The 22,404-nt window shown below is 66.7% G+C and carries 17 protein-coding genes; 12 read left to right on the top strand and 5 right to left on the bottom strand.

The genetic code is table 11. The features are described from left to right. Window positions 1-4 precede the first annotated feature (4 nt). The 4 genes from narJ to QLQ86_RS16015 all read right to left on the bottom strand — a co-directional run bounded on the left by narJ (window position 5) and on the right by QLQ86_RS16015 (window position 7,816). A complete protein-coding gene (gene narJ, locus QLQ86_RS16030; protein WP_282735128.1) occupies window positions 5-790 on the bottom strand; it encodes a nitrate reductase molybdenum cofactor assembly chaperone in 786 nt (261 codons plus the stop codon). Further along, entirely contained in the window at window positions 783-2,357 is a 1,575-nt protein-coding gene (gene narH, locus QLQ86_RS16025; RefSeq protein WP_282735129.1) for a nitrate reductase subunit beta, read from the bottom strand. Before narH ends, narJ begins: the two co-directional genes overlap by 8 nt. Beyond that, window positions 2,354-6,121, bottom strand: a complete 3,768-nt coding sequence (locus tag QLQ86_RS16020) for a nitrate reductase subunit alpha (RefSeq protein WP_282817621.1) — start codon at window positions 6,119-6,121, stop codon at window positions 2,354-2,356. Before QLQ86_RS16020 ends, narH begins: the two co-directional genes overlap by 4 nt. Window positions 6,122-6,487: 366 nt before the next feature. After that, window positions 6,488-7,816 carry an MFS transporter gene (locus tag QLQ86_RS16015; protein WP_282817620.1) on the bottom strand — a complete coding sequence of 443 codons (1,329 nt, stop codon included), beginning with the start codon at window positions 7,814-7,816 and terminating at the stop codon, window positions 6,488-6,490. 162 nt (window positions 7,817-7,978) lie between these two features. On the opposite strand from QLQ86_RS16015, the gene QLQ86_RS16010 reads away from it, so the two are divergent. The 12 genes from QLQ86_RS16010 to iadA all read left to right on the top strand — a co-directional run bounded on the left by QLQ86_RS16010 (window position 7,979) and on the right by iadA (window position 22,153). Beyond that, window positions 7,979-9,883, top strand: a complete 1,905-nt coding sequence (locus tag QLQ86_RS16010) for a type IV pili methyl-accepting chemotaxis transducer N-terminal domain-containing protein (protein WP_282817619.1) — start codon at window positions 7,979-7,981, stop codon at window positions 9,881-9,883. 5 nt (window positions 9,884-9,888) lie between these two features. Continuing rightward, window positions 9,889-10,554 (top strand): two-component system response regulator NarL, encoded by a 666-nt coding sequence (gene narL / locus QLQ86_RS16005; protein ID WP_282735133.1) that lies wholly within the window; start codon window positions 9,889-9,891, stop codon window positions 10,552-10,554. Window positions 10,555-10,821: 267 nt separating this feature from the next. After that, a complete protein-coding gene (locus QLQ86_RS16000) occupies window positions 10,822-12,414 on the top strand; it encodes an MFS transporter (protein ID WP_282817618.1) in 1,593 nt (530 codons plus the stop codon). A gap of 67 nt (window positions 12,415-12,481) precedes the next feature. After that, window positions 12,482-12,958 carry a universal stress protein gene (locus tag QLQ86_RS15995; RefSeq protein ID WP_282735135.1) on the top strand — a complete coding sequence of 159 codons (477 nt, stop codon included), beginning with the start codon at window positions 12,482-12,484 and terminating at the stop codon, window positions 12,956-12,958. A gap of 6 nt (window positions 12,959-12,964) precedes the next feature. Then, window positions 12,965-14,467 (top strand): MFS transporter, encoded by a 1,503-nt coding sequence (locus QLQ86_RS15990; protein ID WP_282817617.1) that lies wholly within the window; start codon window positions 12,965-12,967, stop codon window positions 14,465-14,467. A gap of 76 nt (window positions 14,468-14,543) precedes the next feature. Then, entirely contained in the window at window positions 14,544-15,812 is a 1,269-nt protein-coding gene (locus tag QLQ86_RS15985; protein ID WP_282817616.1) for an MFS transporter, read from the top strand. A 114-nt stretch (window positions 15,813-15,926) separates the two neighbouring features. After that, entirely contained in the window at window positions 15,927-16,367 is a 441-nt protein-coding gene (locus QLQ86_RS15980) for a DUF4870 family protein (RefSeq protein ID WP_282817615.1), read from the top strand. Beyond that, window positions 16,364-16,933, top strand: a complete 570-nt coding sequence (locus QLQ86_RS15975; RefSeq protein WP_282735139.1) for a cytochrome c oxidase subunit 3 family protein — start codon at window positions 16,364-16,366, stop codon at window positions 16,931-16,933. The genes QLQ86_RS15980 and QLQ86_RS15975 overlap by 4 nt, the downstream gene beginning before the upstream one ends. A 21-nt stretch (window positions 16,934-16,954) precedes the next feature. Further along, on the top strand, window positions 16,955-17,248 hold the full coding sequence (locus tag QLQ86_RS15970) for a hypothetical protein (RefSeq protein WP_282817614.1): 294 nt from the start codon (window positions 16,955-16,957) through the stop codon (window positions 17,246-17,248). Window positions 17,249-17,499: 251 nt separating this feature from the next. Beyond that, window positions 17,500-18,348, top strand: a complete 849-nt coding sequence (locus tag QLQ86_RS15965) for a cyanophycinase (RefSeq protein ID WP_282817613.1) — start codon at window positions 17,500-17,502, stop codon at window positions 18,346-18,348. After that, window positions 18,345-20,981 carry a cyanophycin synthetase gene (cphA, locus tag QLQ86_RS15960; protein WP_282817612.1) on the top strand — a complete coding sequence of 879 codons (2,637 nt, stop codon included), beginning with the start codon at window positions 18,345-18,347 and terminating at the stop codon, window positions 20,979-20,981. Before QLQ86_RS15965 ends, cphA begins: the two co-directional genes overlap by 4 nt. After that, window positions 20,978-22,153 (top strand): beta-aspartyl-peptidase, encoded by a 1,176-nt coding sequence (iadA, locus tag QLQ86_RS15955; RefSeq protein ID WP_282735143.1) that lies wholly within the window; start codon window positions 20,978-20,980, stop codon window positions 22,151-22,153. The genes cphA and iadA overlap by 4 nt, the downstream gene beginning before the upstream one ends. A 13-nt stretch (window positions 22,154-22,166) precedes the next feature. On the opposite strand, the gene QLQ86_RS15950 is transcribed toward iadA, so the two are convergent. Further along, the gene (locus QLQ86_RS15950; RefSeq protein WP_282735144.1) at window positions 22,167-22,388 is read right to left on the bottom strand and encodes a hypothetical protein; all 222 of its coding nucleotides are present in this window, start codon (window positions 22,386-22,388) and stop codon (window positions 22,167-22,169) included. Window positions 22,389-22,404: the final 16 nt, after the last annotated feature.

The raw sequence follows: 22,404 nt of genomic DNA, 5'->3' as shown, positions 1-22,404 counted from the left end.
TCCTTTAGCGATCGGTCATGGCGCGGTCGGTCGAACCGCTGCTGGGCATGATCCTGACGGGGTCGCTGGGCACGGCCTGCTTGCGCTCGGCGAGTCGGCGACCCTCGGCGGACTGCAGGGCGCAGTCCTCGTCGGAGGCGGCACTGAAGCGCACGGCCTCTTCCTCCCAGACCTCGTCCAGCGCCTCCGGGGTGTCATCGGGCGCCTCGTCCTTCACCGTCTCGCGGTGGGCATCGACGTCCCCCTCGGCGCCGATCAGTGCCAGCAGCGCCAGCGGCACCAGGGCATGGTCGGCGTCGCGCTCGTCCAGTCGGGCGGCGAGCAGCGCCAGGATATGGCGGATCTCGCCCAGCCAGCGGCCGATCTCGGCCTCCGGGCGGGTCGAGAGGTACTCCAGGAACAGCGGCAGGTAGTCGGGCAGCTCGCGGGCATCGAGCTCGAAGCCCGCGGCGCTGTACTCGGCCATCAGGTCGACCATGGCCTGGCCACGATCGCGGGACTCGCCGTGGACGTGTTCGAAGAGCAGCAGCGAAGTGCTGCGCCCCTTGTCGAACAGCGCCACGTACTCGGCCTGCAGCTCCATCAGGTCGGCATCCAGCAGGCGCTGGCACCAGTCCATCAGGCGGGTGCGCAGCGCCGCCTCCCAGCGGCGCTCGGCGTCGAGGAGCTCGATCATCTCCGGCGCGGCGGCCTGGAGCTCCGCGGAGGGGTAGTCGAGCAGCCGGGCCAGCACGCGCAGGCTCAGCATGTCCGGTTCCGCCACGGGGTATTGCATTGCAGCCTCAGCCATGACGCACCTCCTCGCTCCGGGTCTTGTCCTGTGCAGCAGGGTCGAAGGTCTCGGCCGGCTGGACCAGGGTGGTGGTGGTCTTGCGGCCCCCGAACAGGCTCTGACTGCTGTCACCGTGGCAGCCGTCACCGAAGGTGAAGCCGCAGCCGCCACGCTCCGGGAAGGCCTCGGTGGCCATCTCGCGGTGGCTGGTGGGGATCACGAAGCGATCCTCGTAGTTGGCGATGGCCAGATACCGGTACATGGACTCCACCTGGGCCTCGGTGAGGCCCACGCTCTCCAGTACCTCGGTCTCGGCCTTGCCCTCGACGTGCTTGCCGCGCATGTATAGGCGCATGGCCATCAGGCGCTTGAGCGCAAGTACCACGGGCTCCTCCTCGCCGGCGGTGAGCATGTTGGCCAGGTACTTGACCGGGATGCGCAGCGACTCGATCTTCGGCATCACGCCGTCGAACTCGACGTTGCCGGCCTCGGCGGCGGACTGGATCGGTGACAGCGGCGGCACGTACCAGACCATCGGCAGGGTGCGATACTCCGGGTGCAGCGGCAGCGCCAGGCCCCAGTCCATGGCCAGCTTGTAGACCGGCGAGGCCTGGGCGGCGGCGATCACGTTGTCGGTGATGCCGTCCTTCTTCGCCTGGGCGATGACTTCCGGGTCGTTGGGGTCCAGGAAGATCTCGCACTGGCGATGGTAGAGGTCACGCTCGTCCGGCGAGCTGGCGACCTCCTCGATGCGGTCGGCATCGTAGAGCAGCACGCCGAGGTAGCGGATCCGGCCCACGCAGGTCTCGGAGCAGACGGTCGGCTGGCCGGCCTCGATGCGCGGATAGCAGAAGATGCACTTCTCGGACTTACCGGTCTTCCAGTTGTAGTAGATCTTCTTGTAGGGGCAGCCGGAGATGCACATCCGCCAGCCGCGGCACTTGTCCTGGTCGATCAGGACGATGCCGTCCTCCTCGCGCTTGTAGATCGCGCCACTCGGGCACGATGCCACGCAGGTCGGATTGAGGCAGTGCTCGCACAGGCGCGGCAGGTACATCATGAAGGTGTTCTCGAACTGGCCGTAGATGTCGGCCTGGATCTTCTCGAAGTTCGCGTCCTTGCGGCGCTTGGCGAACTCGGTGCCGAGGATCTCCTCCCAGTTCGGGCCCCATTCGATCTTGTTCATGCGTTCGCCGGAGATCAGTGAACGCGGCCGCGCGGTGGGCTGGTGCTCGCCCTGCTTGGCGGTGTGCAGGTGCTGGTAGTCGAAGGTGAACGGCTCGTAGTAGTCGTCGATCTCCGGCAAGTCGGGGTTGGCGAAGATGTTCGCCAGCACCCGCCACTTGCCGCCGATGCGCGGCTCGATGCGGCCATCCTTGCGGCGCAGCCAGCCGCCCTTCCACTTGTGCTGGTTCTCCCACTCCTTGGGATAGCCGATGCCGGGCTTGGTCTCGACGTTGTTGAACCAGGCGTACTCCACGCCCTCGCGGCTGGTCCAGACGTTCTTGCAGGTCACCGAGCAGGTGTGGCAGCCGATGCACTTGTCGAGGTTGAGGACCATGCCTACCTGGGAACGAATCTTCATTTCACGGCCTCCTGCTCGTAGTCATTGCCTTCGCCATCCAGCCAGTCGATCTTCTTCATCTTGCGCACGATGACGAACTCGTCGCGGTTGGAGCCGACGGTGCCGTAGTAGTTGAAGCTGTAGGACAGCTGGGCGTAGCCGCCGATCATGTGGGTCGGCTTGGGACACACGCGCGTCACCGAGTTGTGGATACCGCCCCTGGTACCGGTGATCTCGGAGCCCGGCATGTTCAGGATCCGCTCCTGGGCGTGATACATCATCGCCATGCCGTTCTTGACCCGCTGGCTGACCACCGCGCGGGCCGCGATGGCGCCGTTGGCGTTGTACAGCTCGATCCAGTCGTTGTCCTCGACGCCGATGGATTTCGCATCGTCCTCTGACATCCAGACGATGGGGCCGCCCCGTGACAGGGTCTGCATCAGCAGGTTGTCGCTGTAGGTGGAGTGGATGCCCCACTTCTGGTGCGGGGTGATCCAGTTCAGGGCGATCTCCGGGTTGCCGTTGCTCTTGGTCTCGGCCAGGCTGACCGCCGCCTTGGTGTCGATGGGCGGACGGTAGACCAGCAGGCTCTCGCCGAAGGCGCGCATCCAGGGGTGGTCCTGGTAGAACTGCTGGCGGCCGCTGACGGTGCGCCACGGGATCAGCTCGTGGACGTTGGTGTAGCCGGCGTTGTAGGAGACGTGCTCGTCCTCGAGGCCGGACCAGGTCGGGCTGGAGATGATCTTGCGCGGCTGGGCGACGATGTCGCGGAAGCGGATCTTCTCCTCCTCCTTGGGATGCGCCAGGTGGGTATGGTCTCGCCCGGTGATCTTGGAGAGCGCGCCCCAGGCCTTTACCGCCACCTGGCCGTTGGTCTCCGGCGCCAGGGTCAGGATCATCTCGGCGGCGTCCACGGCGCTGTCGATCTGCGGGCGCCCCTTGTGCGGCCCGTCGAGCTTGCGGTGGTTGAGCTTGCCGAGCAGGTCCACCTCCTTCTCGGTGTTCCAGGCGATGCCCTTGCCGCCGTTGCCGATGCTCTCGAGCAGCGGGCCGATGGAGGTGAAGCGCTCATAGGTCTCGGGGTAGTTGCGCTTGACCTCGATCAGCGCCGGCATGGTCTTGCCGGGGATCGGCTCGCACTCGCCCTTCTTCCAGTCCTTGACCTCGACCTGGGCCAGCTCGGCGGGGGAGTCGTGCTGGTGCGGCAGGGTGACCAGGTCGGTCTCCTCGCCCAGGTGCCCCACGCAGACCTTCGAGAAGGCCTTGGCGATGCCCTTGTAGATGTCCCAGTCGCTGCGCGACTCCCAGGCCGGGTCCGTCGCCGCAGTCAGCGGGTGGATGAAGGGGTGCATGTCGGAGGTGTTGAGGTCGTCCTTCTCGTACCAGGTCGCCGTGGGCAGCACGATGTCCGAGTAGAGGCAGGTGGTGGACATGCGGAAGTCCAGGGTAACCAGCAGGTCGAGCTTGCCCTCGGGCGCCTCGTCATGCCACTTGACCTCCTCGGGCTTCTGGCCGCCGAACTCGCCCAGGTCCTTGCCCTGGATGCCGTGGCGGGTGCCCAGCAGGTACTTGAGCATGTACTCGTGGCCCTTGCCGGAGCTGCCCAGCAGGTTGGAGCGCCAGATGAACATGTTGCGCGGGAAGTTCTGGGGGTTGTCCGGATCCTCCGCGGCGAAGGCGAGCTTGCCGCTCTTGAGCTGGTCCACGGCGTAGTCGGCGGTCGACAGGCCGGCAGCCTTGGCGGCCTCGGCCAGGCGCAGCGGATTGGTGCCGAGCTGCGGCGCGGAGGGCAGCCAGCCCATGCGCTCGGAGCGCACGTTGAAGTCGATCAGGCTGCCGGGATAGTCCTCGGCCCTGGCCAGCGGCGAGAGGATCTCCTTGATCTCCAGCTTCTCGTAACGCCACTGGGAGGAGTGGTTGTAGAAGAAGGAGGTGGAGTTCATGTGGCGCGGCGGGCGCTGCCAGTCGAGGCCGAAGGCCAGGGGGGTCCAGCCGGTCTGCGGGCGCAGCTTCTCCTGGCCCACGTAGTGGGACCAGCCGCCGCCGCTCTGCCCAACGCAGCCGCACATGACCAGCATGTTGATCAGGCCGCGGTAGTTCATGTCCATGTGGTACCAGTGGTTCATGCCGGCACCGACGATGATCATGCTGCGCCCCTGGGTCTTGTCGGCGTTGTCGGCGAACTCGCGGGCGATGCGGGTGGCCTGCTCGGCGGGCACGCCGGTGATCTTCTCCTGCCAGGCCGGGGTGTAGGGCTTGACCTGGTCATAGGCAGTCGCGCCGTCGTCCTCGCCGAAGCCGCGGTCGATGCCGTAGTTGGCGCACATCAGGTCGAACACGGTCACCGCCAGCACGTCGCTGCCGTCGGCCTTCTTCAGGCGCTTGGCAGGCAGGCTGTGGAACAGCAGCTCGTCGCTGGCGCCGCCGCTCTTGACGTGGTCGAAGTGCTCGTGGGCGATACCGCCGAAGTAGGGGAAAGCGACCTTGGCCACCTCGTCATGCTGCTCGGCCAGGGTCAGCAGCGGCTTGATCTCGGTGCCTTCGGCATCCAGCGGCTCGAGGTTCCACTTGCCCACCTCGTCGCCGGTCTCGCCCCAGCGGAAGCCGATGGAACCGCGCGGCACCACCAGCTGGTCGCGGGTCTCGTCCCAGGCGACGGTCTTCCACTCCGGGTTGTTGCCCTGGCCCAGGCTCGCCTCGAAGTCGCTGGCGCGCATCTGGCGGCCCGGCGCGTAGCTGCCGTCCTCGCGGACCTCGAGCTCGACCAGGAAGGGCATGTCGCTGTAGCGGCGCACGTAGTCGGTGAAGTAGGCGCTGGGCTTGTCGAGGTGGAACTCCTTGAGGATGACGTGCCCCATGGCCATGGCCAGGGCGGCATCGGTGCCCTGCTTGGCGGAGAGCCACTCGTCGGTGAGCTTGGAGACCTCGGCGTAGTCCGGGGTGATGGAGACGGTCTTGGTGCCCTTGTAGCGCACCTCGGTGAAGAAGTGGGCATCCGGGGTACGGGTCTGCGGGACGTTGGAACCCCAGGCGATGATGTAGCCGGAGTTGTACCAGTCGGCGGACTCGGGCACGTCGGTCTGCTCGCCCCAGGTCATCGGCGAGGCCGGCGGCAGGTCGCAGTACCAGTCATAGAAGCTCATGCAGACGCCGCCGATCAGCGACAGGTAGCGGCTGCCTGCGGCGTAGCTGACCATGGACATGGCGGGGATCGGCGAGAAGCCGATGATGCGGTCCGGGCCGAACTGCTTGGCGGTGTAGACGTTGGAGGCGGCGATCAGCTCGTTGAGCTCGTTCCAGTCGGCGCGCACGAAGCCGCCCATGCCCCGGGCGCGCTTGTACTGCTTGGTCCGGGCCGGGTCCTCGACGATGGAGGCCCAGGCATCCACCGGGTCGCGCTTCGCCTCGAGCGCCTCGCGCCACAGCTTGAGCAGCGGCTTTCTGATCAGCGGGTGCTTGAGGCGGTTGGCGCTGTACATGTACCAGGAGTAGCTGGCGCCACGCGGGCAGCCCCGCGGCTCGTGGTTGGGCAGATCGGGCCGGGTGCGCGGGTAGTCGGTCTGCTGGGTCTCCCAGGTGACCAGGCCGTTCTTGACGTAGATCTTCCAGCTGCACGAACCGGTGCAGTTCACCCCGTGGGTGGACCGCACCACCTTGTCGTGCTGCCAGCGCTGCCGGTAGCCGTTCTCCCACTCGCGGGACTCCTGGCGGACCTCGCCGTGCTCGTTGGCGAAGGGCTCGCGGGCCTTGCGGAAGAAGTTCAGCCGATCGATGAAGTGACTCATGGTCGCTCTCCAGGCTCCTGAAAAGATGCGTGGCCACCCCGGGCCACTCGGACTGCCGCTCCCTCGCAGGGCTCAGGCAGCTTCCATGGGGGGGATTCTGGGGGATTGGAAGGCGGAATACTGCCCGGTTACCTCCATATACATGCCCCCTACCTCCAAGGGGATAGACGCCGGAAAAGGAAGGGTTAGGCCAGCGATATCAGCACGCACGGCGGGAGCCCAGGAGCCTGTCGGATTTGACCGATCGTGACGAGAGATTCGGATTTCGAGACAAGTTCATCGATCTGATGAGGCGAATAGCCCGCTATTTAACGAATCAGATCGAATGAAATTGGCCGAAAGACCGGATCTCGCAGTAGATCAGCGTTAAGTCCGACAGGCTCCTCTCGCATGGTCGGCCACCATCACCAGCATGCACGCCACCAGGGCGGCATAGAGGAACATGAAGCCCGCGGTATGCACTCCCAGCCACTCGCCGCCCACCACGAAGACCGGTGGCAGCAGGGCGGCGAAGAGCCCACCGAGGGTCAGCGCCAGGCCGCCCACCAGCGCCATGTCGCCGCCGTGATCGCGATGGATCAGCCGCATCAGGCTGCCCTGCCCCATCCCCATGGCGACGCCCATGGCCACCAGCAGCCCCAGGAAGACCCATAGCGGGGCCGCGTAGTGCAGCATCAATTCGCCATGAATGCCCTCGATACGCATCGAGAAGGGGGGGTAGGAGAGCAGGAAGAGACAGACCAGCACGAAGGCGCTGACCCACCAGCGCAGGCTGCGGAAGTCGCGCAGATCGGCCAGGGCGCCGCCGATCACCTGACCCGCCCCGACGGCGAGCGTGAAGGGCAGCGCCCAGAGCGCCGCCGCCTGCAGCGAGAGGCCATACCGGGCCGTCAGGTGACCGGGCAGCCACAGCGCCAGGGCCACGAAGGCGCCGAAGAAGAAGCTGTAGGTGATCGCCAACCGCCACAGCTGCCAGTCGGCAAGGCGGGAGACCAGGCGCACGGCTCGCCTCCTCGGTGACGCTCGAGCAGGCGGCGCCTCGTCATCCTCCGCCTCACCCACGGACGCGGGCGCGTCGCCGTCATCGGCGAACAGCCACAGCAGGGCCGCCACCAGCAGCACCGGCAGCAGGTAGAGCAGCGGTGCCATGCGCCAGCCATAGGCCTGGCTGACCAGCGGCAGCAGCAGGTAGCTCAGCCCCGCCCCCACCATGCCGGCCCCGTAGAGGCCCAGCGCCAGGCCGGCATGGCGCACCGGCCCCAGTTCCGCCACATAGACCAGGCCGGCGGCCAGCGCGCCGGCCCCCAGCCCCAGCCCCAGGCCGGCCAGCAGGAACTCCAGGTAGTGATGTGCCTGACTGATCCACCACAGGAAGGGACAGATCAGCAGCAGGCAACCGAGCATGACCCGACGCCCGCCATGCCGCCTGGCCAGCAGCGCCATGGGCAGGCTGGCCAGGGCACCGGCGAGCATCGGCATGGCCAGCAGCACCGCAAAGCCGACGCTGCCCAGGGCCAGGTCCTGGCGAAGCTCCACGCCGAGCACGGCGAACAGGGTCCAGCAGGCGAAGACCAGGGCGAAGGCCAGCGGCGAGAGCACGACCACCACCAGCGAACGGTAGCCCGGAGGCGCCGATTCGCCATCGAACGGCGCATCGCGAGACTCCTTCGGGAGGGTATCGGGGTCGCGGGACATGGGACCGGGGCTCGAGGGATAATGGCTGAATTCTCGGTAGCCCCGGGGAGCGGGTCAAAAGGGCAAGGGAGGTACACCTTTGAGGGAGCAACGACTACCCACTAGGGTATAGTGGCACCCTGAATCCTACTCTAGCGCCGCATGCGGAGGGCCCTCCCGCCGATGAAACTGCTGCAACGCTCCCTGGTGGCCCGCATCATCGCCTCGCTGCTGGCGATCAGCGCCCTGGCACTGATCAGCATCGTGGTGACCATGGTGGTGGCCAACGGCAGCCGCGGCGATGCCGCCGCCATCAACGTGGCCGGCTCGCTGCGCATGAACACCTACCAGATCGTCGCGGCCCTGCAACGCTACGAGCAACAGCCCGAGGCGGCGCAGCGCGAACGGGTACAGGCGTTGGGCGAGCGCTTCCGCGAACGGCTGGCGAGCCCACAGCTGACCGAGGCCCTGCCCGAGGCCGAGGATCATCCCCTGCGGGAGCAGTACCGGCTGCTGGCGTCGCGCTGGGACGAGGCGCTGGCACCCCAGGTGACCCGCGCCATTGCCGGCGGTGGCCTGGAGGTCGACGCGCTGCGCCAGACGCTGGACGGCCTGGTGGGGGACATCGACCGGTTGGTCACCCAGCTCGAGCAGAACAGCGAGGCCAAGATTCACCTGCTCAGCGTGCTGCAGATCCTCTTCCTGGTGCTGACGGCCGTGGTGGTGGCGATCGCCCTCTACGATATCCGCCACAACCTGGTGGCGCCGCTTCACCAGCTGGTGGTACTCGCCCGGGAGGCCAGCCGCCGCAACTTCCACTATCGCACCCGGCTCAAGGGCAGCGACGAGCTGGCCCTGCTGGGCCGGACCCTGGATACCATGTCCGGGGAGCTTGCCACCAGCTACGCCGATCTGGAGGCGCGCGTCTCACGCAAGAAGCAGGAGCTCGAGCGCAGCAACCGGGTCATGCAGGTGCTCCACGATGGCAGCCGGGCCCTCTATGGCGGCGGCAACGACCTCTGCGCCAGCGCCGCCCCGATGCTGCGCCGCATCGAGGAGCTGCTCGAGATCGGCCCGATCCGGCTCTCGCTGCACGACCCCTTCGACGACCGCGAGGTGCCGATCCTGGCCACCCACTCGCGCAGCCGCCCGACCTACTGTCGCGACCACGACTGCCACGCCTGCCTGCTCGACCCGGAGCCCCTGGAGCTCTCCGAGACCGGCAAGGCGGAGTGCCTGCTGCTGCCGGTGAGCGTCGGTGCGACCCTGCTCGGCACCCTGGAGGTCTGGTATCCCGAGGGCCACGAGCTCACCGACAGCACCCGCCGGCTGCTCAACGCCCTCACCGACCAGCTGGCCACGGCGGTCTACCTGCAGCGGCGCATCGAGGAGGAGCAGCAGGTGACGCTGATGAACGAGCGCACCATCATCGCCCGGGAGCTCCACGACTCCCTGGCCCAGTCGCTCTCCTACCTCAAGATGCAGGTCGCCAGGCTCGAGCGCATGCAGGCCAAGGAGATGCCCCGCGAGGCGCAGACGGCGGTATTCGGCGAGCTGCGTACCGGGCTCGACAGCGCCTATCGTCAGCTGCGCGAGCTGCTGACCACCTTCCGCCTCAAGCTCGAGGGCCCCGGCCTGCAGAGGGCCATGCGCCAGACCACCGAGGAGTTCGCCGAGCGGCTCGCCTTCCCGGTGGAGCTGTTCTTCGACGTGCCCCCGCACCTGCTCAATCCCAACGAGGAGATCCATGTGCTGCAGGTAGTCCGCGAGGCGCTGGCCAACATCCACAAGCATGCCCGCGCCCACTGGGCGGCGGTCACGGTGCGCTTCCAGCACGCCCGGCTGCATGTCATGGTCGAGGACGACGGCATCGGGCTGCCGGAAGACGGCTCGCCACCCATGCACTACGGGCTGGTGATCATGCGCGACCGTGCCGATACCCTGGGCGGCGAGTTCGCGGTGCGCAACCGCCAGGCCGGCGGTACCCTCGTCGAGCTCACCTTCTCCCCCCAGACCGCGCGACTGATCGCCCAGCAGCCGGCCAGCGGGCCCGAGACCACCGCCCTTCAACACGGACACAGGGACTAGCCAGGATGACCCGGACCGATCACGACACCCCTGCCACGATCCTGCTCATCGACGACCATCCGCTGCTGCGCCGCGGCGTGGCGCAGCTGCTCGAGCTGGAAGACGACCTGATCCTTGCCGGCGAGGCGGGCGAACCGGAGGTCGGACTCCGGCTCGCCGGCGACCTCGACCCCGACATGATCCTGCTCGACCTCAACATGCCCGGCATGGACGGTATCGCCACCCTGAAGGCGCTGCGCGAGCAGGGCTATGCCGGGCGCATCGTGATGTTCACCGTCTCCGACCACGAGGAGGACGTGGTGGCCGCCCTGCGCAGCGGCGCCGACGGCTACCTGCTCAAGGACATGGACCCTGACGAGATGGTGCGCCAGCTGCGCCAGGCGGCCCTGGGTCGCATGGTGATCAGCGAGAGCCTTACCGCCCTGCTGGCCGAGGCCCTGCGCAGCCAGCGCAACCAGCCGGCGGCCCCGGATATCCACAGCCTGACCCAGCGCGAGCGCGAGATCCTGCGCGAGCTGGCCGCCGGCCTCTCCAACAAGCTGATCGCCCGCAAGCTCGACATCACCGAGGGCACGGTGAAGGTGCACGTCAAGCACCTGCTCAAGAAGCTCAACCTGCGCTCGCGGGTGGAAGCCGCGGTCTGGGCCGTCCAGGAGGGTGTGGACAAGTAGATCCTGTGTGGATACCTCCAAAGACTCCCGGGGCGCCCTCTGCCACTCCCACCACCCCGCCCACCCCGAAAAAACCCTTTAATATCAATTAACTGAAAGTGGATACCTCCTACCTCCCTGGAGGTAGCCCGCTGGTTTGCCGGCATTTTCACCCCATTTCACCGTTTCCCGACGAGGCGTATCTTTCGCGGCAAAGCCCCCGCCTTGATATCGGTCAACCGTGACCGCGGGCCGGGGCCCCACGCAAGCGCTCTGAGGGGAAATGCCATGACCAGAAAGAATGCCGACATCGAACGCTGGGATGTCGAGAACGAGGAGTTCTGGGAGAAGGAGGGCAAGAAGGTTGCCAACCGCAACCTCTGGATCTCCATTCCCAGCCTGCTGATGGGCTTCGCCGTCTGGCTGATGTGGGGCATGATCACCACCCAGATGCAGAACCTCGGCTTTCCGTTCACGGTAAATGAACTCTTCACCCTGACCGCGCTGGCCGGCCTCTCGGGCGCCACCCTGCGTATCCCGGCCTCCTTCATGATACGAATCGCCGGCGGGCGCAACACTGTCTTCCTGACCACTGCCCTGCTGATGATCCCGGCACTGGGCACCGGCATCGCGCTGATGAATCCCGGGACCCCGCTGTGGGTCTTCCAGGCCCTGGCGCTGCTCTCGGGGATCGGCGGCGGCAACTTCGCCTGCTCGATGAGCAACATCTCCAGCTTCTTTCCCAAGAAGCAGCAGGGCTATGCCCTGGGCATGAACGCCGGCCTCGGCAACTTCGGCGTCACCACCATGCAGATCCTGATCCCGCTGGTGATGACCGTGGGCATCTTCGGCGCCATCGCCGGCGACCCAATGGAGCTGCAGAAGGCCAGCGGCACCCTGATCGGCCGCATCGAGTCGGGCACCGATACCTGGATCCAGAACGCCGGCTTCATCTGGCTGGTCTTCCTGATTCCGCTGGCCTTCGCCGGCTGGTTCGGCATGAACAACCTGCGCACCATCACCCCGGACCCGGGCACGCCTATCCAGGCTTTCGGCAAGATCCTCGGCCTCTACGCCGTGGGAGCGATCACCAGCGTCATCGGCATGTTCGCCCTTAACCTGGTCGGCATGTGGGTCGCCCTGCCGCTGACCATCGTGCTGACCGTGGTGCTGCTGCGCCTGATCCCGGGTGATATCAAGCCGAGCATCAAGAAGCAGTTCGAGATCTTCTCCAACAAGCACACCTGGTCGATGACGGTGCTCTATATCCTGACCTTCGGCTCCTTCATCGGCTTCTCCGCGGCCCTGCCCCTCTCCATCAACGTCATCTTCGGCAACATGATGGACGTGGCCGCCGACGGCAGCGTCTCTCGCATAGCCAACCCGGATGCCCCCAGCGCCCTGACCTGGGCCTGGATCGGCCCCTTCGTTGGCGCCCTGATCCGCCCGGTGGGCGGCTGGATCTCCGACAAGGTCGGCGGCGCCATCGTTACCCAACTCATCTCGGTAGTCATGGTCATCGCCTCCGCCGTGACCGGCTACGTGATGATGCTGGCCTACAACTCCACCGACCCGAACAGCTACTTCGCGATCTTCATGATCATGTTCGTGATCCTGTTCGCCGCCAGCGGCATCGGCAACGGCTCCACCTTCCGCAGCATCGGGGTGATCTTCGACGCCCAGCAGAAGGGGCCGGTGCTGGGCTGGACCTCCGCCGTGGCCGCCTACGGCGCCTTCATCGCCCCGCGGGTAATGGGCGAGCAGATCCAGGCCGGCACCCCGGAACTTGCCATGTACGGCTTCGCGGTCTTCTACGCCGTCTGCCTGGTGATCAACTGGTGGTTCTACCTGCGCAAGAACGCCTATGTGAAGAACCCCTGATTCAGCAAGCCGGTAGCGCCCGGGAAGGCCCCGGGCGCGTCCCTCACCCGATGTGTCGAGAACAGCCATGAAGATCATGCTTGCCTACGATGGTTCGCGGAATGCCAGGCTGGCCCTGGAGCAGACCATGCAGATGTTCCACAACAATGCGCCCACCCTGGTGCTGGTCGGCGTCGCCGAGAATCCGCGGGATGCCACGGATGCCAACGAGGACCTCTTCCAGGAGGAGTACCGGGAGCTCAAGGCGCAGCTGCAGGAGGGCGTCGAGACCGCGGTGAAGGGGGGCTTCGACGCGGAACTCCTGATCGCCGAAGGCGATGCCCGCAAGCTGCTGCTGCAGGCCACGCACAAGGAGAAGCCCGACCTGCTGGTGATTGCCCGTCACAGCCACCAGCCCGACCCCAGCTTCATCGCCAAGTCACTGAATGCCATCTTCGATGAATTCGACTACATGACCTTCGGCAGCGTCAGCTCCTTCCTGACGCGCCGTGCCGAGTGTCCCCTGTTGATTCTTCCCACCGGCGATTCGGCAGCACAGGAATAAACGACCATGAAAGTCTCTTCCGTCTTCAAGGTGAAGAGTCCCGAGATCCGGGCCCTGCACCTGACCTGGATCGCCTTCTTCATCACCTTCTACGTCTGGTTCAACATGGCGCCGCTCGCCTCGAGCATGCTCAAGAGCGTCGACTGGTTGACTGCGGACGACCTCAAGCTGTTCGCCATCTGCAACGTGGCCCTGACCATCCCGGCCCGCATCATCGTCGGCATGGCACTGGACCGCTTTGGCCCGCGGCGGGTGTTCTCGATACTGATGGTCTCCATGTCGGTCCCGGCCCTGGCCTTCGCCTTCGGCGATACCATGACCCAGCTGCTGGTCTCGCGGCTGGTGCTCAGCTCCATCGGCGCCAGCTTCGTGGTCGGTATCCACATGACCGCCCTGTGGTTCAAGCCCAGGGACATCGGGTTCGCCGAGGGCTTCTATGCCGGCTGGGGCAACTTCGGCTCCGCTGCTGCCGCCATGTCGCTGCCGACCATCGCCATCACCATGTACGGCGGCGCTGACGGCTGGCGCTGGGCCATCGCCCAGAGCGCCATCGTGATGGCCGCCTACGGCGTCTACTACTGGTTCGCCATCACCGATGGCCCGGACGCCAAGGCCCACCGCAAGCCGCGCAAGGCCGCCGCCATGGAGGTCAGCAGCTGGGCCGACATGATCAAGCTCATCCTCTGGACCATCCCGCTGGTCGGCGTGCTGGGGATCCTGGTGTGGCGCATCCAGAACATGGGCTACCTCTCCACCACAGGCGCCGTCATCGCCTACCTGGCGATCGTGGCGGTGGTCATCTACCAGATCGTGCAGATCCTGCGCGTCAACGTGCCGATCCTCAAGCAGGGGGTCCCCGAGGACGACAAGTATCCCTTCAGCAGCGTGGCGGCGCTGAATAGCACCTACTTTGCCAACTTCGGTGCCGAGCTGGCGGTCGTCTCCATGCTGCCGATGTTCTTCGAGGAGACCTGGGGGCTGAACGCGGCCACCGCCGGCCTGATCGCGGCCTCCTTCGCCTTCGTCAACCTGGTGGCACGCCCCATGGGCGGGCTGGTCTCCGACCGCATGGGCAACCGCCGCTTCGTGATGCTCAGCTACATGTTCGGCATCGGCATCGGCTTCGTGCTGATGGCCATGCTCGACGCCAGCTGGCCGCTGATCGTGGCCATCGCCATCACCATCTTTACCTCCTTCTTCGTGCAGGGGGCGGAAGGCGCCACCTTCGGCATCATCCCGTCGATCAAGCGCCGCATCACCGGCCAGATCTCCGGCATGGCCGGTGCCTACGGCAACGTGGGGGCAGTGGTCTACCTGACCATCTTCACCTTCGTCACGCCGACCCAGTTCTTCTACATCATTGCCACCGGGGCCTTCCTCAGTTGGCTGATCTGCCTCATCTGGCTGAAGGAGCCCGAGGGCGCCTTCGACGAGGAGTATCACGTCTCGTCGGTGGATCGCATGATCGAGGAGCAGGCGGCGCTGAAGGCCGGCCAGGCCGCCCGCTGAGGCACACCCACCCCGGGCGGCACGACGACCGCCCGGACCATCCGAAAGCCGCAGGAAGTCAGAAGGGGGACGCAATATGGCCTCGCAACGCTTCAAGCAGTATTCGGTGCTGATCGCCAATACCTTCGCCTTCACCATGTGCTTCATGGTGTGGACGATGTTCGGCGAGATCGGCGTGCCCATCGCCGAGCAGCTGGATCTCAACGGCACTCAGTTCGGCATCCTCACGGCGGTGCCCATTCTCACCGGCTCCCTGACCCGCCTGCCGCTGGGTGCCATGACCGACCGCCATGGCGGTCGCCCGGTGTTCTTTGCGATCCTGGTCTGCGTGGTGCCGGCGATCTGGCTGGTACAGTTCGCCACCCAGTACTGGCAACTGCTGGTGCTCGGCGCCTTCATCGGCCTGGCCGGCGGCGCCTTCTCGGTGGGCATCACCTACACCGCCAAGTGGTTCGAGAAGGATCGCCAGGGTCTGGCCATGGGCATCTTCGGGGCCGGCAACGCCGGGGCCGCGGTGACCAAGTTCGTCGCCCCCACGGTGATCGTGATGCTGGGCTGGCAGGCCGTGCCCAACATCTATGCGGCAATCATGCTGATCACCGCCATCCTGTTCTGGTTCTTCACCTACTCCAACCCGGCCCATCGCAGTACCAGCAGGATCTCGCTGCGCGAACAGGCCAGGGTGCTCAATGACCCCAGGGTGTGGAAGTACTGCCAGTACTACTCGGTGGTGTTCGGCGGCTACGTGGGCGTCTCGCTGTGGCTGACCCGCTATTACATGACGGAGTACGGCATGGGCATCCAGCTCGCTGCCCTGATCGCCACCATCTTCGTGCTGCCCTCCGGGGTGATCCGCGCCTTCGGCGGCTGGCTCTCCGATCGCTTCGGCGCCCACACTGTCACCTGGACCTGCATGTGGGCCAGCCTGATCGCGCTGTTCATCATGTCCTATCCGGAGACCCAGTACCGAATCGCCGGGGCCGGCGGCAAGGGTGTCGTCGAGTTCGGCTTCGGCATCCCCATCTGGCTGTTCACCACCGCACTGTTCGTGGTGGGTATCGCCTGGGGCATCGGCAAGGCCTCGGTGTTCAAGTACCTCTCCAACGAGTACCACGAGAACCTGGGCCTGGTCTCCGGCATCGTGGGCCTGGCCGGGGGGCTCGGTGGCTTCCTGCTGCCGATCATGTTCGGCGCCCTGGTCGACCTCACCGGCGTGGCCACCACCGTCTGGATGCTGTGCTTCGGGGTGACCCTGGTCTCCATCATCTGGATGTGGTGGACCGAACGCCGCGTGCCGATGCTCACCCGCGACGAGACCCATGGCGGCAAGCCGGCCGAGACTTGATCCAGGCCAGGAAAATCCGCCGCGCCTCGCGCTATAGTGGTATCTGAAATACATCAATAGGCCGGAACCCCCGATGCGGGCTCCGGTCGACTGCCGGATGCGAGGTGTCCCCCCATGTCCCACACCCTGGCCCATGAAGGTTCCGCCAACCCCGACAAGGCCGTCCGCGGCCGCGGTGCCGCCATCGTCGTCTACATGCTCTTCCTGGGCAGCGTGCTCGCCGTGGTCACCGCGCCTGTCGGCGTGCTGATCGCCCACCTCAAGCGCCGAGGCGCCGAGCCCTGGGTGCAGAGCCACCTGCAGTTTCAGATCCGCACCTTCTGGCTGGGCATGCTGGGCGGCGGCCTCTTCGTCGCCACCTGGCATCTGCTGGGGCTGGTGGGCGCCCCTGCCGTGGCGCCCTGGGCGCTGGGCTATGTCTACTTCACCGCCTGCCTGATCTGGATGGTGGCGCGCTGCGGCGTGGGCATCAGCCGCCTGACCTCCAACCAGCCGGTGACCCACCCGCGCAGCCTGGCCTTCGGCGGCGCCCGGGTAACCCTGGCGGACGGATGAACGAGCGGGCACTTCCCAACCCCGGGTGGGGCCCTCTCTCGGCGCTGCCCGGCAACCCGCTGATGTGGGTGCTGATCCTCAGCGAGATGCTGGTCTTCAGCGCCTTCTTCGCCCTCTACGCCGCGGAACGGGTGGCGGCGACGGCACTCTTCGACGCCTCCCAGCGCGAGCTCGACCCGCTGATGGGTGGGCTCAACACCCTGGTGCTGCTGACCAGCGGGCTCTGCGTAGCCCTGGCCGTGGAGGCCGTGAGCGCCGGACGGATCCGTCGGACCCGCCAGTGGCTGGGCGCCTCCATGGCGCTGGGCGTGCTGTTCGGCGTGATCAAGGGAGTCGAGTATGCCGGCAAGTTCGCGGTCGGCATCACCCCGGAGACCAACACCTTCTTCGGCTTCTACTACGGGCTCACCGCCTTCCACTTCGCCCATGTGCTGTTCGGCCTGGCACTGCTGGCGCTGGTGACCTGGCGCACCTCCACCGAAAACGTGGAGACTGCCGCCGCCTTCTGGCACATGGTCGACCTGATCTGGATCCTGCTCTACCCGCTGCTTTATCTATTGCGCTGAAGGCTCCCTCCCGAGGTGACCATGACCGCCCTGCCCGGCACCCGCCGCCTGCTCATCACCTGGGCCACGCTGATGGCCCTGACGGTGCTCTCGATGGTCTCGGCGCGGCTGGACCAGGGCAGCTGGCAGGCGCTGCCGCTGTGGTCGGCGGGCCTGGTGGTCGCCGCCACCGGCTTCAAGGCCCAGCGGCTGCTGATGGTCTATCTCAACCTGCGCGCCGCCACCCCGGCCTGGAAGGGTACCTTCGTGGGCCTGATGGTGCTGACGCTGGCGCTCATCGCCGGCGGCTACCTGGCGGCACGGCTGAGCGGCTGACGCCGACTCCGGCCGCAAGCTTCCCTGCCGCGGATCGAACACGAGAGTCCCCCCCTGGCGCCGCCTCCTGGCAAGCCGCGGGATCGCGTCGCCTCTTGCCGCTGCTCCCCAGCCAGCGAGAACGTGCCCCGCGTCGGGATGCCTGTTATAAGTGGAAGTGCAGGCGGCAAGCATCCTGCCATTCGGTAAGTGACTCACGCGAACGTGGCTTCTGCGTTGGCTCAAAAGCGTCGCTGGGCGACGAAAGGATTATGACCTCGCCACCCTCCTCAACATCCGGCCCTCTCGTGGCCATCGGCGGTGCCGAGGACAGAACCTCCGATCTGGAGATCCTCAACCGGGTTTTTGCCCTGGCCCCCGAGGGCAACCTCGAGGTTGCGGTCATCGCCACCGCGAGCAGCATTCCCGACGAGGTGCTGCCCGACTACGAAGCGGCCTTTGAACGCCTGGGGGCCAGTCGCGTCCATTTGCTGGGTATCCGCGACCGCCGTCAGGCGGCCGACACCGATGCGGTGCGCCGGATCGAGCAGAGCGGCGTCATCTTCTTCACCGGCGGAGACCAGCTTCGCCTGACCAATGTCCTGGGCGGCTCCCCGGTGCTGACTGCCATCCGCGAACGCCTCGACAGCGGCGCCGTGGTGGCCGGGACCAGTGCCGGTGCGGCGGCCATGCCGGGCACCATGATCTATAACGGTGCCGCCACCGACGCCCTGCGCAAGGGCGGGGTCAACATGACCTTCGGCCTCGGCTTCGTCGATGGCCTGATCATCGACAGCCACTTCCTCGAGCGCGGGCGTTTCACGCGGCTGATGGAGGTCGGGGCGAGCAATCCCGAGCACCTGGGGGTAGGCCTTGGCGAGGATGCCGGCGTGATCATCCACCCCCACGGCATCCTCGAGGCCATCGGCTCGGGGCATGTCATCCTCATCGACAGCCGGGACCTGGCGAGCTCGAATATCGCCGACCTCTCCATGGGCGAACCGGTGGCCATCGAGAACATGATCCTCCATGCGATGGTCAGCGGCCACGGGTTCGACGTCGAGGCGCGGCGCTATCTCGTCCCCCACGAACTCGGCGCCATTCTCGCGGAGGGACGATGAACATTCTCGAGCACCGGGCCCTGCGTGGCCCGAACTACTACAGCCGCTACCCGGCCATCTTCTTGCGCCTGGACATCGGCGACCTCGAAGAAAAGCCAAGCGATCTCGTCCCCGGCATCGTCGAGCGGATGACCGCCCTGCTGCCGACCCTGCAGGAGCACCGCTGCTCGGTGGGCCGCCCCGGCGGCTTCCTCGAGCGGCTGGAGCGCGGCACCTGGGCCGGTCATGTCGTCGAGCATGTCGCCATCGAGTTGCAGAACCTGATCGGCTTTTCGGTGGGCTACGGCAAGACCATCGACAGCTATGACACCGGCATCTACAACGTCGTCTACCGCTACCGGGACGAGGCCTGCGGCCTGGCCGCCGGGATCGAGGCCGTCGACCTCGTCGAGCGGCTTTTCGCCGGCGAGGCGATCGACATGCCGGCTATCATCGACCGCCTCAAGCAGGTGCGCGACGCCCACATGCTGGGTCCCTCCACGGCCGCCATCGTCGACGCCGCCAACCAGCGTGGCATTCCCCATACCCGCTTGAGCGAGGAGAACAGCTACATCCAGTTCGGCCATGGCCATCGGCAGCAACGCATCCAGGCGACGGTGACCGGCCACACGGACCTGATTGGCTACGGCATCGCCGACGACAAGGAGTGGACCAAGCAGGTGCTCGGCGATGCCGGCATTCCGGTACCCCAGGGGCGGGTGTGCGGCTCCTTCGATGAGGCGCTCGACGCCGTCCGTGACATCGGCTATCCCGTCGCGGTGAAGCCGGTCATCGGCAACCATGGCCGCGGCGTGAGCACCAACATCGAGGACGACACCTCGCTGCGTGATGCCTTCGATATCGCCGCCCATCGCAACCCCTCGGTGATCGTCGAGCAGTACATCCGGGGCGAGGACCATCGCCTGCTGGTCATCGATAACAAGCTCGTGGCCGCGGCCCGGCGCCGCCCGGCGCATGTGGTCGGCGATGGGGTCGCCACCCTGCAGGCCCTGGTCGACGCGGAGAACCGGGACCCACGTCGCGGCGTCGGGCACGAGAACCTGCTGACCCAGATCCAGCTGGACGAGCAGTCGCTGCGGCTGATCGGCCAGCAGAATCTGACCCTGCAGAGCGTCATCCCGGCCGGCGAGATGGTCTTCCTCAAGCCCACGGCGAACCTCAGCACCGGGGGGACGGCCACGGACGTGACCGACGATGTCCATCCGGAAGTGCGTTACGTGGCGGAGCGCATCGCACGGCTGGTGGGGCTGGACATCATCGGCATCGACCTCCTGGCCGAGACCCTCACCCGCCCCCTGGAGGAGCAGTCCGCTGCCGTGGTCGAGGTCAACGCCGGGCCCGGCTTTCGCATGCACCTGTCGCCCACCCACGGGGAGGGCCGCGAAGTCGGTCGCCCGGTGATCGACATGCTGTTCCCCGACACCGAGGCCACGGGGCGCATCCCCGTCGCGGCGGTCACCGGCACCAACGGCAAGACCACCACCGTGCGACTGCTCTCTCACCTGCTGCGCCAGTCGGGACGCAATGTCGGCATGGCCTGCACCGGTGCCATCGAGGTCGACAACCATGTGATCCTGCGCGGTGACTACAGCGGCCCCCAGGCGGCCGCGATCGTGCTGCGCGAGCCTACGGTCGAGTGCGCCGTGCTCGAGGTCGCCCGCGGCGGCATCATGCGCCGCGGCCTGGGGTTCGACGAGTGCGACGTGGGCGTATTGCTCAACATCGCCAGCGATCACCTGGGTGAGCATGATATCCACACCCTCGACGAGCTGGCGCGCTGCAAGACCGTGGTCATCGATGCCGTGCGCCAGGGCGGGACGGCCGTGCTCAATGCCGACGACCCGCGGGTGCTGGCCGGCCAGGAGTGGGCCCGAGGCGATATCATCTTCTTCACGTTGGACCCCGACTCACGTCCCGTCCGTCGGCATGTCCGCGACCAGGGTGTCGCCTTTACCGTCCACAACGAACGCATCGTGATGCGCCAGGGCCATGTCGAAGCCGAGGTGATACCGGTCGTGGACGTGCCGATCACCTTCGAGGGCCATGCCCGCTTCAATGTCGCCAATGCCCTGGCCGCCAGCGCGGCCGCCTATGCCCTGGGGCTCTCCATCGCCGATATCCAGATGGGCCTGCAGACCTTCCATCCCACCCCCGGACAGAATCCCGGACGCACCAACCTCATCGACGCCAACGGCATGAAGGTGCTGATCGACTACGGGCACAACGTGCCGGCGCTCGAGGCCTTGAGTGAACTGGTCGGCTGCATTCCGGCCCGGCGACGCATCAGTGTGGCCAGCGCTCCGGGGAATCGCCGTGACGAGGACCTGTTCACGCTGGGCACCCTGCTCGCCAGGATGCACGACGTCGTCTTCATCTACGAGACCGACGCCCGCGGGCGCGCTCCCGGTGACGCCGCTCGCCTGCTGCGCGACGGCGCCGAATCGTTGTCGGGAGCCTGCCGGGTGGAGGTCATCATGGACGAAACCCAGGCCGTCGACAGGGCCTTCGATGAGGCAGGTGAAGGCGACCTGCTGGTGCTGCTGATCGATGATGTCGAGGGCGCCATCGAGCGCCTGAAGGGCCGCCGCTTCTCGCCCCCGGCCTCGACTGACCCCACCGATGAGTCGCCATGATGCCCCTCGATGATCGGGATGCCCCCCTGCTGACCCTGCTGCGCGTCGGACGCATCTTCGCGCCGGCCCCCCTCGAGGCCACCGAGATCCTGATCGCCGACGGCCGGATCGCGGCGCTGGGGCGCGATCTCGCCGTGCCGGAAGGGTGGCCCGTGCGCCTGGTGGAGGCTCGCGATCTCACCGCCGTCCCCGCCTTCATCGACCAGCACGTGCATGTGACCGGTGGCGGCGGCGAAGGCGGCTGCGGTACCCGCTGCCCGGAGATCACCGCCCGGGAGATCGCCGCCATGGGCATCGGCACCGTGGTGGGGGTGCTGGGCACCGACGGCATCAGTCGATCGCCGGCGGACCTTCTCGCCAAGGTACGCGGGCTCAGGGCCGAGGGCATCGCGGCCTACATGTACACGGGGTCCTATCGGGTGCCACCCCCGACCCTTACCGGCGACGTGCAGCGCGACCTGGCCTGGATCCCGGAGGTCATCGGCCTGGGCGAGATCGCCATCTCGGACCATCGTTCGAGCCAGCCGCGACAGGACGAGATCGAGCGACTGGTCAGCGAGGTGCGCGTCGGTGCCATGCTGGCCGGCAAGCTGGGCATCTGTCATTTTCACGTCGGCGATGGCAAGCGGGGACTGGAACCGTTGCGCCGCCTGCTCGCCGAGACCGAGATTCCCGCCAAGCAGGTGATTCCGACTCACGTCAACCGCCATCGCGACCTGCTCGAGGAGGCCGCCGACTATGCGCTGACCTTCGATGCCAACCTGGATGTGACCGCCTTCGACGACGCCGACGAGGACGACCTGAGCGGCTTCGGTGCGGTATCGCGGCTGTTGCAGCGCGGCGTCCCGGTCGAGCGCATCACCATGAGTTCGGACTGCAATGGCAGCCTGCCCGAGTTCGACGCCCGGGGCGCCTATATCGGCATGCGGGTGGCGGGCAACACCACCCTGATCGCGGACTGGCAGCGCCTGGTACGCGAAGAGGTGCTGCCACTCGATGAGGCCCTCGGCCTGATCTCGGGAAACGTGGCGCGAGTGCTCGGACTCGATGGCCGGAAAGGCCGCCTGACCGTCGGCCACGACGCCGACGTGACCCTGCTCGACGACGACCTCCAGCCGCAACAGACCTTCGTGGCAGGGAAGCGTCTCTACGCCAGGGACGCCCCGTTGTAGCGCCCTGGATGCGTCACTCTCGAGAGCCCTGAGGACTCGGTGGAGGCGTCGCCCGTGCCCAGCCCTCCAGGACACGCCCCAGGCGCATCAGGCCATAGACAACGAAGGGCACCAGCAGCATCAGCCCGATACCCCAGTCGCGGTTGTTGATCAGCCACACCAGCGGCAGCACCAGCGCAACGGCGACCAGGCACCAGGCCGCCACGGCGAGGATCAGTCGGGTACGGATGGTCATGGCGCGTCTCCTCGAT

The sequence above is a fragment of the Halomonas rhizosphaerae genome, assembly GCF_030012485.1.
Taxonomy (GTDB): domain Bacteria; phylum Pseudomonadota; class Gammaproteobacteria; order Pseudomonadales; family Halomonadaceae; genus Halomonas; species Halomonas rhizosphaerae.
The sequence above is the reverse complement of the archived record's forward strand: the minus strand, read 5'-3'. Positions and strand labels throughout refer to the sequence as shown.